Origin of the sequence: Kitasatospora sp. NBC_01539, from assembly GCF_045040525.1 — a bacterium.
Classification (GTDB): domain Bacteria; phylum Actinomycetota; class Actinomycetes; order Streptomycetales; family Streptomycetaceae; genus Kitasatospora.
The window spans coordinates 2,737,381-2,750,297 of record NZ_CP109390.1; the positions used below are offsets into that span (position 1 = coordinate 2,737,381).

The following is a 12,917-nucleotide window of genomic DNA, read 5'->3' on the forward strand; positions in this document are numbered from 1 at the left end:
GCTGAACGCTGCCCACCGGTCCACGGGATACCAGGGTATCAGCGCCCCGGGCGGGGCGCGGTCCGGCCCGGGGCGGCGCGCCCCCGTCGCGCGTCGCTGACCGGGAGGAGTGATCAGCTCCGGATGGCTCGGAAGGATCACCCCGGATCCCCCGGCCGGACCAGCCGGGCTGGTCAGTTCGGTGCGAGTACACCCGGGGATCGTCCCTGCGCGTGCCGTCGGGGCCCCGGCCGACGTATTCTGCACGGACGCATCGCCGACAGCAGCACGCGGAGGGCGAGGGGGTCGGGTCGACTCCGCTCGGTCCCCGATGCGCGACCGGAATCCTCCCCGTCCCACCCCAGCGCCCGGGCCTCGGCCAGGGGCCGACCAGGCCCCGTACGGGCACTCCACGAGCCTTTCCGCCACCCCACGGACCTCGCGAGTGCCCCTGGCCGGGCGGGCGACTCCGGCCCCGCAGAGCCCCGCCGTCGACGCAGCCACATCGCGAACTGGAGACCCACGTGGCCGGCCGTATCGAGGACTACGCACTCATCGGGGACATGCAGACCGCTGCCCTGGTCAGCAGGGACGGGGCGGTGGACTGGCTGTGCCTGCCCCGCTTCGACTCGCCGGCCGTGTTCGCGGGCCTGCTCGGCACCGACGAGCACGGCTTCTGGCGGATCGGCCCCGCCGAGGAGGTGCCAGACCGGCCGGCGGCCCCACCCGCCGCCGGCTCCGTCACCGACACCGGTGAGCTCCGGGTGCCGCCGCCCACCGCCGCGGCCCCCGCGGTGCCCGCGGACCGCCGCACCTACCGCGGCGACTCGCTGATCCTGGAGCAGGAGTGGGACACCCAGGGCGGCACCGTCCGGGTGATCGACTTCATGCCGCCCCGGCACCTGCTCGGCACGCCCGACGTGCCGCAGATGATCCGCATCGTCGAGGGCGTCTCCGGCCGCGTCCGCATGCGCTCCGCCGTCCGCATGCGCTTCAGCTACGGCAAGGTCGTGCCCTGGGTGCACCGCGTGGAGCAGCCCGACGGCGGCCACCGCACCGTCGCCGTCGCCGGCCCGGACTCCGTGTGGCTCGACGGCGAGGCCGAGACGTACGGCCGCGACCTCACCACCTACGCCGACTTCACCGTCGCCGAAGGCGAGCGGATCGCGTTCGCGCTCACCTGGCAGGCCTCGCACCTCGCCGCGCCCGCAGCGCCGGATCCGGAGGACGCCCTCGCCGCCACCGAGCGGTTCTGGCGGGAGTGGGTGGCCCACTGCACCTACCAGGGCCCCTACCGGGAGGCCGTGATCCGGTCGCTGATCACCCTCAAGGCGCTCACCTACGCCCCCACCGGCGGCATCGTCGCCGCCCCCACCACCTCGCTGCCCGAGGACATCGGCGGCGAGCGGAACTGGGACTACCGCTACACCTGGCTGCGCGACGCGGCGATCACGCTCTCCTCGCTGCTGCGCACCGGCTACCGCGAGGAGGCCCGCGCCTGGCGCGAGTGGCTGCTGCGCGCCGTCGCCGGCGACCCGGAGAACCTGCAGATCATGTACGGCATCGCGGGCGAGCGGGAGCTCACCGAGTCGACCCTCGACTGGCTGCCCGGCTACGAGGGCTCCCAGCCCGTGCGGGTCGGCAACGGCGCCGCCGGGCAGCTCCAGCTCGACGTCTACGGCGAGGTCGTCGAGGCCCTCCACCTGGCCCACATGACCGGCCTCGTCCGCAACGACCACGCGCACCAGCTCCAGCTGAAGCTGATCACCTACATGGAGAAGCACTGGCGCGAGCCCGACGAGGGCATCTGGGAGGTCCGCGGCCCCCGCCGGCACTTCGTCCACTCCAAGGTGATGGCGTGGGTCGCCGTCGACCGGACCATCCGGCTGCTGGAGGACACCGCCACCGAGGGCCCGCTGGAGCGCTGGAAGGCCCTGCGCGACGAGATCCACGCCGACGTCTGCCGGCGCGGCTTCGACGTGGAGCGCAACACCTTCACCCAGTACTACGGCGGCCGGGAGCTCGACGCCTCGCTGCTGCTCATCCCGCAGATGGGCTTCCTCCCGGCGGACGACAAGCGGGTCATCGGCACCATCGAGGCGATCCAGCGGGAGCTGTCCACCGAGGACGGCTTCGTGCTGCGCTACCCGACCCACTCCGAGGAGGGTGCGAACGTCGACGGCCTGAGCGGCCACGAGGGCGCGTTCCTCGCCTGCTCGTTCTGGCTGGCCGACGACCTCGCGATGATCGGCCGGGTCTCCGAGGCCCGCGACCTCTTCGACCGGCTGCTGGCGCTGCGCAACGACGTCGGCCTGCTCGCCGAGGAGTGGGACCCGGTCGCCAAGCGCCAGGTCGGCAACTTCCCGCAGGCGTTCAGCCACGTGCCGCTGATCGACACCGCGCTGCGGCTCACCGCCTGCGGCGGCGCGTACGGCGCGGGCCGGGCCGCGGACGAACCGCAGGCCTGACCCGCGGGCTCGTGCGGCCCGGCCGGCGGCTCAGCCGCGCTGCACGAGCTCGTCGTACGTCGACAGCACCTGGGCGACCGTCGCCGCCTCGTCGGGCCAGGTCGCCAGCTGCTGGCGGCCGGCCTCGACCAGCACCTTCCGGCGGTCCCGGTCGCCCAGCACCGCACGGACGGCTCCGGCGAGCACGGCGGCGTCGCCGTACGGGACGAGCACCGCGGCGTCGCCGACCAGCTCCGGCACGCCGCCCACCGCGGTCGACACCACCGGCACACCCGCCCGCATCGCCTCCTGCACCACCAGCGAACGCGCCTCCCAGCGGCTGGACACCACCACCACGTCGGCGGCGGCGAACAGGTCGGGCACGTCGGTCCGGTGACCCAGCAGGCGCACCGGCAGCTCCTCGGCGGCGACCCGCTCCCGCAGGCCCTGCGCGTCCGGCCCGTCGCCGGCGATCACCACCAGCGGGTCGAGGTCGGCGAGCGGCGGGGTGGCGTCCAGCAGCAGGGCGAACGCCTTCTGCGGCACCAGCCGGCCGATCGCGAGCACCACCGGCCGCTCCGGCTCGTCCTCGCCGCCGAAGAGCGCGGCCCGGGCCGCCTCGCGGTCCAGGCCGGCCGGCGGCAGCGGCGGAGCGGCGATCGGGCCGAGCCGCGCGTCGGTGGCGCCGAGCTCCCGGGCCCGCGCGACGAGGTCGGAGGACGCGCCGAGCACGAGGTCCGCCGCACGCGCCACCCGGCGCTCCATCAGGCGCTGCAGGCGGCGCTCCATGCCGGTGGCCAGCATCGCGTGGTGCGAGGTGACGACCAGCGGGGTCTCCGGGCGCAGACCGGGGAACCGCCCGGCGGTGCGCAGGGCGAGGTCGGAGAGCAGTGCGGCCCGCAGCCCGTGCGCGTGGACGACGTCGGCGCCGGTGAACGCGCGGCGCAGCTCGCCGATCGCGGCGGCGTCGCTGCGGGCGCCCGCGGTCGGGGTGATGTCGACGGGGTGGAACCTCGCGCCGGTGCGGGAGAAGCCGAACCGGCTGTCCGCGGCCTCGGGCGCGCAGATCGTGACGGTCACCCCGTGGGCGGTCAACCCCAGGGCGAGCGACCGCACATGGGCGCCGATGCCGCCGGTGCCGGCCGACAGCACGAGCACCGCACGCAGTTGTCCGGGCTCTTCAGGGGCCGCTGCGGCGCCCCGGGCGGCGGAATGGTCCACGTCGTCTCGCTCCGACTCGTTCAGGTGACGAGCACCGTCGCCGGACCCCCGTGCGCCGGCCGGGTCGGCCGACTGCTGCCCCCGGTCGCCGGTGGGCGGCGGAGGCGGGTTCCCGCGGACGGCCCTCGGGACTGGAAAGCCATTGTCCAGCCGCCACCATGCCAGGTCGGGCCGGGTCTTGGACAGTCGGCGGCGTGTGCTGGCGCGTCGGCCCGTCCCCCGGCCGACGGAGAGCCGAACGGGGGACGGCCGCCGGGTGGCCGACCGTCAGCGGCCGCGCGGGGCCCGGGCGGCGGCGAGGAGCTCCTCGGCGTGCGCACGGCCGAGTTCGGAATCCTCCAGGCCCGCGAGCATCCGCGACAGCTCACGGACCCGCTCCTCGTCGGTCAGCACCTTGACGCCGCTGCGGGTGACGACCCCGTCGTTCGTCTTCTCCACCACCAGGTGCCGGTCGGCGAACGCCGCGACCTGCGGCAGGTGCGTGACGACCACCACCTGCGCGGACTCGGCGAGTTTGGCGAGCCGGCGGCCGATCTCGACGGCCGCCTTGCCGCCGACGCCGGCGTCGACCTCGTCGAAGAGGTACGTCGGCACCGGGTCGGCCCCCGCGAACACCACCTCGACGGCGAGCATCACCCGCGACAGCTCACCGCCGGATGCGCCCTTGGCGATCGGACGGGGCTGCGCGCCCGGGTGCGGCGCGAGAAGCACCTCGACCTCGTCGACGCCGTGCGAGCCGTACGCGACGGTGCGGTCGCCGACCTCGATGCCCGCCGGGTCGTCGACCTGGGAGATCGAGAAGGTCACCCGGGCGTGCGGCATGGCGAGTTCGGCGAGCTCCGCGGAGACCGCGGTGGCGAAGGCGTCCGCGGCGGCGTGCCTGGCGGCCGACACCTCGGTCGCGAGATCCGCCAACTCGGCGCGCAGTTCGGTCTCCTGGGCGCCGAGCTCGTCGATGCGGTCGTCGTCGCCGTCGAGCTCGGCGAGCCGCAGCGCACCGGCCTCGGCCCACTCCGTCACCTCGGCGAGGGTGCCCTCGGTGCCCGCGTACTTGCGCAGCAGCTGGGTGAGGACGGCCCGGCGGTCCTCGACCGCGGCGAGCCGCACCGGGTCGGCGTCCAGGTCGTCGGCGTACCCGGCGAGGTCGCCGGCCACGTCGGCCAGCAGGTAGCCGACCTCGTTGAGGCGGTCGGCGAGCCCGGCGAGGCGCTCGTCGTGGTGGCGGACGGCGTCGAGGGCGCGGCGGGCCTGGGCGACCAGGGTGCCGGCGTCGATCGCGTCCGGGTCGGCCGGGTCGCCGGCCAGCGCGGCGTGCGCGAGCGTCGCGGAGGAGGAGAGCGCGTCGGCGTGGCCGAGCCGCTCGGCCTCGGCGGCGAGGTCGGTGTCCTCACCGGCGACCGGCTCGGCGGCGGCGACCTCGTCGAGGCCGAAGCGCAGCAGGTCGGCCTCCTGGGCGCGCTCGCGGGCCCTGGTCGTCAGCTCCTCCAGCGTCGCCGAGACCTCGCGCAGCCGGCGGTACACCTCGCGGTAGCGGGCCAGCGGTGCGGCGACCGTCCCGCCGGCGTACCGGTCGAGCGCGCCGCGCTGCCGCGAGGGCCGCAGCAGCCGCTGCTGGTCGGTCTGGCCGTGCACGGCGACGAGGTCCTCGCCGAGCTCGGCGAGGAGGCCCACCGGCACGGCACGGCCGCCGACGTAGGCGCGTGAGCGGCCCTCGGCGGAGACCGTACGGCTGATGAGCAGTTCGCCCTCGTCCAGTTCGGCCCCCGCCTCCAGCGCGCGGGCCACCACCGGCGATCCCTCGGGCAGGCTGATCCGCCCCTCGACGACGGCCCGGTCCGAGCCGTTGCGCACCAGCCCCGGGTCGGCCCGGCCGCCGAGCAGCAGGCCGAGGCTGGTCACCACCATGGTCTTGCCCGCACCGGTCTCGCCCGTCACGGCCGTGAATCCCGGTGCCAGCTCGACCACGGCGTCGTCGATCACGCCAAGATCCCGTATCCGCATCTCGTCCAACACGGTGACGACCTTACGAGACCCCACCGTCGGCGCGCGACGAGCCCGGGGCCGGTGGCCCCAAGTTCATCCCTTCCGGGCCGGTTCCCCGGCATCCCCGGACACCGGACCGGCCGGGTCGGCCGCCGGCGCGGCGCCGGCCCGCGGCGGCACCGTGCACCACCGCAGGAAGACCTGCGCGAGCGGCCCGATCGCCAGCGCGTACGCGACCGTGCCGACGCCGAAGGTGCCGCCGAGCAGGATGCCGACGGTGAGCACGGTCAGCTCGATGCCGGTGCGGATCAGCCGCAGCGAGCGGCCGGTGCGGCGGTGCAGACCGGTCATCAGGCCGTCGCGCGGGCCGGGCCCGAGGCGGGCGCCGATGTAGAGGCCGGTGGCGAGGCCGTTGAGCACGATGCCCGCCGCGAGGAGGGCGATCCGGGCGGCCACGGCGTGCGGGCCGTCGACCAGCCGCAGGGTGAGGTCCATGGCAGCGCCGAGCACCAGCACGTTGCCGACGGTCCCGACGCCCGGGCGCTGCCGCAGCGGGATCCACAGCAGGAGCACGGCCGCGCCGACCAGGGTGACCCAGACGCCGACGCTCAGGCCGAGGTGGCGGGACAGGCCCTGGTGGAGGACGTCCCACGGGTTGCCGCCGAGCGAGGCGCGCAGCATCAGGCCCATGCTGACGCCGTACAGCACCAGCCCGGCGGCGAGCTGGGTGAGCCGGCGGCCCAGCCGGTCCGTGCGGGCCGCCGCCCCCTCGGCCGGGGCGGGCGCGGCGTCGGGGGTGGCGTGGGGGACTGCGTCGGGAGCGTGGACCGTGCCGGGGCCGACCGCCGGGGCGGTGGCGGCGTCGGGGGTGCCGGTCGTGGGTGCCGGGCTCGGCGGGGCGGTCGTGGCGGCCATGAACTCTCCTTGCGGCGGTGCGCGAATTGGCCCCATCATGGTCGGGCAGGCCGGGCCTGATCCAGGTCCAATCCGAACCATGTGGACTGGAACGCCGATGTCCGAGTGGCACACCACCCTCACCCCGCCCGCCCTCGCGCGGCTGCTCCGCACCGCCCGGCTCCCCGACACCCCCGGCCGCCGCCCCGCCTACCGCACCCTCGCCGCGCAGGTCCGCGTGCTCGTCGCCGAAGGACGCCTCCCCGTCGGCACCCGCCTGCCCGCCGAACGCGAACTCGCCGCCGAACTCACCCTCAGCCGCACCACCGTCACCACCGCGTACGAGGCCCTCCGCACCGACGGCTACCTGCGCAGCCGCCGCGGCGCCGGCAGCTGGACCACCCTGCCGGAAGGCACCCGTCCCCCCGCCGACGCGCTCCACCCCGTGCCGCCGGACGAACGCGACACCGTCGTCGACCTCGGCGTCGCCGCCCTGCCCGCCCCCCAGCCCTACCTCGGCGAGGCCGCCGCCCGCGCCGTCGAACAGCTCCCCGCGTACGCCGCCGGGCACGGCAACTACCCGACCGGTGTCCCCGTCCTGCGCGAGGCCGTCGCCCGCCGCTTCACCGAACGCGGCCTGCCGACCACCCCCGACCAGATCCTCGTCACCAACGGCGCGATGGGCGCCCTCCACCTCGCCCGGCGGGCCCTGACCGGGCGCGGCGACCGCATCGCCGTCGAGGCCCCCAGCTACGCCCACACCCTGCAGTCGCTGCGCCGCGGCGGCGCCCGCCTGGTGCCCGTCCCGATGGCCGAGCACGGCACGTGGGACCTCCCCCAGTGGCGCCGCGTGCTGCGCGGCGCCGCCCCGAAGTGCGCGTACGTCATCCCCGACTTCCACAACCCCACCGGGGCGCTGATCGACGAGGAGCAGCGGCGCGCCCTGCTCGCCGCGGCCCGGGCGGCGGGCACCGTGCTGATCGTCGACGAGACCACCGCCGAACTCGGCTGGGGCGTCGACGGGTCGGCGCTCCCCCGGCCCACGGCCGCCCTCGACCGGACGGCGCAGGTGGTGACCGTCGGCTCCGCCGGGAAGCTGCTCTGGGGCGGCCTGCGGATCGGCTGGCTGCGGGCGGCACCCGCCCTGGTACGGCAGTTGGCCGACAACCGGGTGTTCCACGACGTCGGCACCGCCGTCCTCGACCAGCTGATCGCCGCCGAGCTCATCGCCGGACGGCTGCCCGAGGTCCGCGCGCACCAGCACCAGCGGCTGCGGGCCAGCGCCGAGGCCCTCGCCGTCGAACTCCGCGCACGCTTCCCCGACTGGGGGTTCACGGTGCCGCCCGGCGGCCTCGCGCTCTGGCTGTCCACCACCGGCACCTCCGGCACCGCCCTCGCCGCGGCCGGCGAACAGGTCGGGGTGCGGCTCGCCGCGGGCGCGCTCTTCGGGATCGGCGGCGCCTTCGAGGACTACCTGCGCATCCCGCTGTCCGTCCCGCCGGGCGCCGCCCGGCAGGCCGTCGACCGGCTGGCCGAGGCGGCCGCACTCGTCGCCCGCGACGGCCGCCGCACCGGGACGGCGGGCACCCCGGCCCTCACGATCTGACCGGGAGCCCCGCCGCAGGAGGCCGGTTGACGGGGTGTCCGCCCCGAACCGTCAGTGGTTGGCCGCCCGGCCGCGCCAACCCGCCACCGGCAGCGCGAACTTCGCCACCAGCCGGTCGGTGAACGGCGCCCGGTGCAGCCGCGCGAGCCGCACCGGCGTACGGCCCTTGCGGACCTCCACCCGTGCACCGGCGGGGAGTTCGACCGACCGCCGGCCGTCCAGCCAGAGCACCCCGTGCGGGGTCTTCGGCTGCACCTCGACCGCCAGCACCGACGCCGGCGAGGTCACGAGCGGCCGCGCGAACAGCGCGTGCGCACTGATCGGCACCATCAGCAGCGCCTCGACCTCCGGCCACACCACCGGCCCGCCCCCGGAGAACGCGTACGCGGTCGAGCCCGTCGGCGTCGCGCACACCACCCCGTCACAGCCGAAGTGGGAGACCGGACGGCCGTCGACCTCGGTCACGACCTCCAGCATCCGCTCCCGCGCGGCCTTCTCGATCGACGCCTCGTTGAGCGCCCAGTCCTCGTGCACCACATCGCCGTTGGTGCGCACCAGGACGTCGATCGTCATGCGCTCCTCGACCTCGTAGTCGGCGTCCACCACCCGGTCGACCACCACCGCCAGGTCGTCGCGTTCGGCCTCCGCCAGGAAGCCGACCCGGCCCAGGTTGATCCCGAGCATCGGCAGCCCCGACTCCCGGGCCAGCTCCGCACCCCTCAGCAGCGTGCCGTCACCGCCGGCGACGAGGATCAGCTCGCAGCCGTCCGCGGCACCGTGCCCGCCGGGCACCCGCTCGACGCCCTCGGGCAGGTCGAGGCCGACCGCCTCGGACGCCAGCAGCCGGATTCTGATGCCCGCCTTCAGCAGGCCGTGCACCAGTCCCTCCACGCTGCGCAGGGCCGCCTCCCGGCCGGTGTGCGCAATCAGGAAGACCGTCCGTCCGTCGCTCATGCCCGCTGCCCTCTCCCTCACGCCTGCCGGGTCCCCGTCGACCCGTACCCGACCGCCACGCCCGGTGGCGGGTGAAGACGTCCGCCCGCAGCCTATCGGGGGCCCTCCGCCACGGCCCGGTCCGCCTCGGACGGATCCAGCTGCGGCGCGTCACGGCGCAGCCACAGGAAGTACTCGACGTTGCCGGACGGCCCCGGCAACGGGCTCGCCGTCACCGCCCGCACACCCAGACCGAGCTGCCACGCCTGCCCGGCGACCTGGCGGATCGTCTCGGCGCGGAGCTCGGGGCTGCGCACCACACCGCCGCTGCCGAGCCGGTCCTTGCCGATCTCGAACTGCGGCTTCACCATCATGACGAGGTCCGCGTCGGCCGCGCAGCAGGCCGCCAGGGCGGGCAGCACGAGGCCGAGCGAGATGAACGACAGGTCGCCCACGACCAGGTCGACCGGGGTGCCGCCGATCTGCTCCACCGTGAGCTCGCGCACATTGGTGCGGTCCATCACGGTGACCCGCCCGTCGCTCTGCAGCGACCACGCCAGCTGGCCGTAACCGACGTCCACCGCCAGCACGTGCGCGGCGCCGGTGCGCAGCAGCACGTCCGTGAAGCCGCCGGTGGACGCGCCGGCGTCCAGGGCGCGCCGGCCCTCCACCGCAAGGCCCTGCGGGACGAACGCGGCGAAGGCTCCGGCCAGTTTGTGGCCGCCGCGCGACACGTACTCCGGGTCGCTGTCGTCCTTGGCCACCACCACGGCGGCCGCCGTCTCCACCTGCGTCGCGGGCTTGGTCGCGGTGGCACCGCCGACCGTCACCCGCCCCGCCGCGATCAGTTCGCTCGCGTGTTCGCGCGAGCGGGCCAGCTTGCGGCGTACCAGCTCCGCGTCGAGTCGGCGTCGTGCCACTGCCACTGCTGTTCCATCTCCTACGTGCCGGTCCGGCCGGTGCGGCCGGGACGGGCGGTCAATCGTCGTCGAGGGCGGCCAGGATGTCGGAGAGCCGCCGGTGGACATCTTCGTACACCGCGGGGTGCGCCTCGGTCTCCACCCCGTCCAGGGCCTCCAGCCGGCCCAGGGCGTCGTCCACCCCGGGGTGCCCGGTGGGTGCGGTCTCAGGCATCGCCGTCCTCGGGTGTGCCGGGACGGCGGGTGACGGTCTTCTTCACCACGGTCTTGCGCGCGGTCGCCTTCTTCGCGGCCGGCGGCTGGGCCGCCGTGCGCTTGGCGGTGGCCTTGCGCGTGGTCGTCCGCTTCGACGTCGTCTTCTTGGCGGTGGTCTTCTTCGCCGCCGCCTTCTTCGCAGCAGCCGGCTTCACGGGGGCGGCCTGCTCGGGCGCGGCCTGCTCGGGGGCCGGCTTCTCCGGGACGGCCTTGCGGGCGGTGGTCTTCCGCGCCGGCGCCTTCTTCGCCGCCTTCTTCGCCGACGCGGGCGGCGGCTCCGTGACGGCGGCCTCGTCCGCCGCCGGCATGTCGGCGGGCGTCGCCGCGGTCCTCCGCGCGGACGGGCTCCGCTTGGCCGGCGACCGCTTCGCCGCCGGTGCGGCGCCGTCCGCGGACCCCGGCTTCTTCGCGGGGGCACGCGGCGCGGGGGCCGGCTTCACGGACTCCTCCTCGGGTGCCGCGGCGAACCCCGCCGCCTCCGGCTCCTCCTCCCCGGCCCAGTCCGTGCCGGTGGCCCACTCCGTCTCCGGGGTCCACTCCGCACCGTCCCAGCCGGCTTCGAAGAGTCCGTCCGCCCGCGGTGCCCGCTTCTCGGACGCCGGCTCCTCGGGCTCGGGCTCGGCACCGCGCAACCGGTTCTCCAGGAAGCTCAGCACCACGCCGACCCTCACCGCCTGGTCGCCGACGCGTTCGAAGGCCCGCTCCATCTCGCCACGGACCACCCCGACCGCCAGGTCGACACCGGCCCGGCCGACCGTGACCGCCTCGTTGGCCAGCACCTGCAGCGACTGCACCGACGGAGGGAGCTGCTCCGTGACGCGCCGCTCGACGGCCGCGACGTCGACGCCCGAGCGTTCCAGCAGCTCCGCCGCCGCGCCGACCACCCGCCGTCCGGCCTCCTCCGCGATCCCCGCCGCGACCACCACCACGCCCCGCACCGCATCACGCAGCATCCGAACGCCTCCTCCGCTTGCCCGGGTCCGGTCCCGACGCTACCCCGTACCACCCCCGCACCGCTGCACCACCGTCCTACCGCGACGCCCGCTGGGTTAGCGTGGGGCCCGATCGGACGGCCGCCCCGGCCGACCGGACCGGACGGGAGCCGAGGGACCGATGGCCAGCACCGAGGAGTGCCGCGCGGCACTGGAGCAGCTCAGCCGCAACATGGCGGGCTCCGACGGCGACGTCCGCAAGGCCGCGGCGCTGGACCGCTCCCTCACCTGCCACCTCACCGACCTCGGCCTGACCTTCTCGGGCCGCCTGCGCGGCGGCCGGATCGTCGACGTCGTCGAGACACCGGGCCCGCCCCCCGCGAAGGCCGACATCCGGCTCACCATGACCGGCGACGACCTCGTCGACATGGTCGGTGGCCGGCTCAACTTCGCCTCCGCCTGGGCCTCCGGCCGGGTCCGGCTGGAGGCGGGCTTCCGCGACCTGCTCCGGCTGCGCACCCTGCTCTGACCGGACCCCGGCCGCCGGAGCAGGGCACCGGAGCAGGACAGCCGGGCCGGCCGCCGGTGCGGCCGTTCGTGCGCTCGGGCGGCGCGGCGGTCAGAAACCCAGCTCGGCCAGGGCCTTGCGCCCGTCCGGGGCCTCGCCCTCCCGGTCGCCGGCGGTCCAGGCCGCCGCGCAGAGCGCCCGCAGCCCGTCGTAACGGTCGCCCGTACCGTCCAGGTGCAGCACGCCGTCCTCGGCGTGCGCCGTCCAGCCGCCGCAGGTGTACGCGCCGCCCTCGCCGGTCACCTCGGGGTGCCCGGTGAGCAGCCCCCGCAGGTCGGCCGCGAGATAGGTCGGGCGGTGCTGCGGGGGCGCGCCGAGCAGCAGGGCGGGCGTGGTCACCCCGGTGAACACGAGCAGGCTGTCGACCCCGCCGTTGAACGCGCCCTCGATGTCGGTGTCCAGCCGGTCGCCGACCACCAGCGGCCGCTTCGCGCCGGTCCGGATGACCGTCTCCCGGTGCATGGGCGGCAGCGGCTTGCCCGCGACCTCCGGCTCGGCGCCGGTCGCGGTGCGGACCGCGGCCACCAGGGAGCCGTTCCCGGGCGCGATGCCGCGGGCGGTCGGCACCGTCAGGTCGGTGTTCGAGGCGACCCACGGCAGACCGGACGCCACCGCGTACGAGGCCTCCGCCAGGTCGCTCCAGCCGAGCGACGGGTCGAAGCCCTGCACGACCGCGACCGGCTGCTCGTCGAGCGACCGGACGGCGACCAGACCGCGCTCCGCGAGCGCCTCGACCAGCCCGGCCCCGCCGATCACCAGCACCCTGGAACCCGCCGGCACCTTCTCCGCGACGAGCCGGGCCGCCGCCTGCGCCGAATTGATGACGTCCTCGGCGTCGGCGGGCACCCCGAGCTCGGTGAGGTGCTCGGCGACGACCCGCGGCGGGCGCGAGGCGTTGTTGGTGACGTACGCCAGCCGCATGCCGCCGGTGCGGGCCTGCGCCAGCGCGTCGACCGCGTGGTCGATCGCGCTCGGGCCCGCGTAGACCACCCCGTCCAGGTCGAGCAGTGCCGTGTCGTACGCGTCGGTCAGCGGGCGCTCCGACCCACCGGGGGCCGTGCGCGGCCGTCCCGTCGCACCGGTGGTCCCGTCCGCCGTCCCGGTCCGCCCCGTCGACTCGGTCGGCTCGGTCGGCTCGGTCGGCTCGGTGGTCGAAGTGTCCGTCATCGGCTGCTCTTC

At 75.9% G+C, this 12,917-nt stretch carries 11 protein-coding genes; 3 read left to right on the plus strand and 8 right to left on the minus strand.

Going from position 1 to position 12,917, the window contains the following annotated elements:
* Positions 1–503: 503 nt before the first annotated feature.
* A complete protein-coding gene (locus OG335_RS11735) occupies positions 504–2,447 on the plus strand; it encodes a glycoside hydrolase family 15 protein (RefSeq protein ID WP_405011031.1) in 1,944 nt (647 codons plus the stop codon).
* Between the two features lie 30 nt (positions 2,448–2,477).
* Here the strand turns inward: OG335_RS11735 and OG335_RS11740 are convergent, their stop codons facing one another.
* The 3 genes from OG335_RS11740 to OG335_RS11750 all read right to left on the minus strand — a co-directional run bounded on the left by OG335_RS11740 (position 2,478) and on the right by OG335_RS11750 (position 6,545).
* On the minus strand, positions 2,478–3,647 hold the full coding sequence (locus OG335_RS11740) for a glycosyltransferase family 4 protein (RefSeq protein ID WP_405011032.1): 1,170 nt from the start codon (positions 3,645–3,647) through the stop codon (positions 2,478–2,480).
* A 267-nt stretch (positions 3,648–3,914) separates the two neighbouring features.
* A complete protein-coding gene (gene recN / locus OG335_RS11745; protein WP_405015363.1) occupies positions 3,915–5,648 on the minus strand; it encodes a DNA repair protein RecN in 1,734 nt (577 codons plus the stop codon).
* A gap of 75 nt (positions 5,649–5,723) precedes the next feature.
* Positions 5,724–6,545, minus strand: a complete 822-nt coding sequence (locus OG335_RS11750) for a YitT family protein (RefSeq protein WP_405011033.1) — start codon at positions 6,543–6,545, stop codon at positions 5,724–5,726.
* 79 nt (positions 6,546–6,624) lie between these two features.
* On the opposite strand from OG335_RS11750, the gene OG335_RS11755 reads away from it, so the two are divergent.
* On the plus strand, positions 6,625–8,130 hold the full coding sequence (locus tag OG335_RS11755; RefSeq protein WP_405011034.1) for a PLP-dependent aminotransferase family protein: 1,506 nt from the start codon (positions 6,625–6,627) through the stop codon (positions 8,128–8,130).
* A gap of 51 nt (positions 8,131–8,181) precedes the next feature.
* Here the strand turns inward: OG335_RS11755 and OG335_RS11760 are convergent, their stop codons facing one another.
* The 4 genes from OG335_RS11760 to OG335_RS11775 all read right to left on the minus strand — a co-directional run bounded on the left by OG335_RS11760 (position 8,182) and on the right by OG335_RS11775 (position 11,191).
* Positions 8,182–9,084, minus strand: a complete 903-nt coding sequence (locus tag OG335_RS11760) for an NAD kinase (RefSeq protein ID WP_405011035.1) — start codon at positions 9,082–9,084, stop codon at positions 8,182–8,184.
* Positions 9,085–9,176: 92 nt separating this feature from the next.
* Positions 9,177–9,983 (minus strand): TlyA family RNA methyltransferase, encoded by an 807-nt coding sequence (locus OG335_RS11765; protein WP_405015364.1) that lies wholly within the window; start codon positions 9,981–9,983, stop codon positions 9,177–9,179.
* 58 nt (positions 9,984–10,041) lie between these two features.
* Positions 10,042–10,197 carry a hypothetical protein gene (locus tag OG335_RS11770; protein WP_405011036.1) on the minus strand — a complete coding sequence of 52 codons (156 nt, stop codon included), beginning with the start codon at positions 10,195–10,197 and terminating at the stop codon, positions 10,042–10,044.
* Positions 10,190–11,191 carry a hypothetical protein gene (locus tag OG335_RS11775; protein WP_405011037.1) on the minus strand — a complete coding sequence of 334 codons (1,002 nt, stop codon included), beginning with the start codon at positions 11,189–11,191 and terminating at the stop codon, positions 10,190–10,192. Before OG335_RS11775 ends, OG335_RS11770 begins: the two co-directional genes overlap by 8 nt.
* 160 nt (positions 11,192–11,351) lie before the next feature.
* On the opposite strand from OG335_RS11775, the gene OG335_RS11780 reads away from it, so the two are divergent.
* Positions 11,352–11,699: an SCP2 sterol-binding domain-containing protein gene (locus OG335_RS11780; protein WP_405011038.1), complete on the plus strand. Its 348-nt coding sequence runs from the start codon at positions 11,352–11,354 to the stop codon at positions 11,697–11,699.
* 90 nt (positions 11,700–11,789) lie between these two features.
* Here OG335_RS11780 and OG335_RS11785 read toward each other — a convergent pair whose 3' ends face one another.
* Positions 11,790–12,905: an HAD-IIA family hydrolase gene (locus tag OG335_RS11785; protein WP_405011039.1), complete on the minus strand. Its 1,116-nt coding sequence runs from the start codon at positions 12,903–12,905 to the stop codon at positions 11,790–11,792.
* Positions 12,906–12,917 lie beyond the last annotated feature (12 nt).

What these genes read in the sequence shown, in the direction of transcription:
- OG335_RS11775 (WP_405011037.1), bottom strand. Translation starts at nt 11,191, where the DNA reads ATGCTGCGTGATGCGGTGCGGGGCGTGGTGGTGGTCGCGGCGGGGATC.
- OG335_RS11780 (WP_405011038.1), top strand. Translation starts at nt 11,352, where the DNA reads ATGGCCAGCACCGAGGAGTGCCGCGCGGCACTGGAGCAGCTCAGCCGC.
- OG335_RS11770 (WP_405011036.1), bottom strand. Translation starts at nt 10,197, where the DNA reads ATGCCTGAGACCGCACCCACCGGGCACCCCGGGGTGGACGACGCCCTG.
- OG335_RS11785 (WP_405011039.1), bottom strand. Translation starts at nt 12,905, where the DNA reads ATGACGGACACTTCGACCACCGAGCCGACCGAGCCGACCGAGCCGACC.
- OG335_RS11760 (WP_405011035.1), bottom strand. Translation starts at nt 9,084, where the DNA reads ATGAGCGACGGACGGACGGTCTTCCTGATTGCGCACACCGGCCGGGAG.
- recN (WP_405015363.1), bottom strand. Translation starts at nt 5,648, where the DNA reads ATGCGGATACGGGATCTTGGCGTGATCGACGACGCCGTGGTCGAGCTG.
- OG335_RS11755 (WP_405011034.1), top strand. Translation starts at nt 6,625, where the DNA reads ATGTGGACTGGAACGCCGATGTCCGAGTGGCACACCACCCTCACCCCG.
- OG335_RS11750 (WP_405011033.1), bottom strand. Translation starts at nt 6,545, where the DNA reads ATGGCCGCCACGACCGCCCCGCCGAGCCCGGCACCCACGACCGGCACC.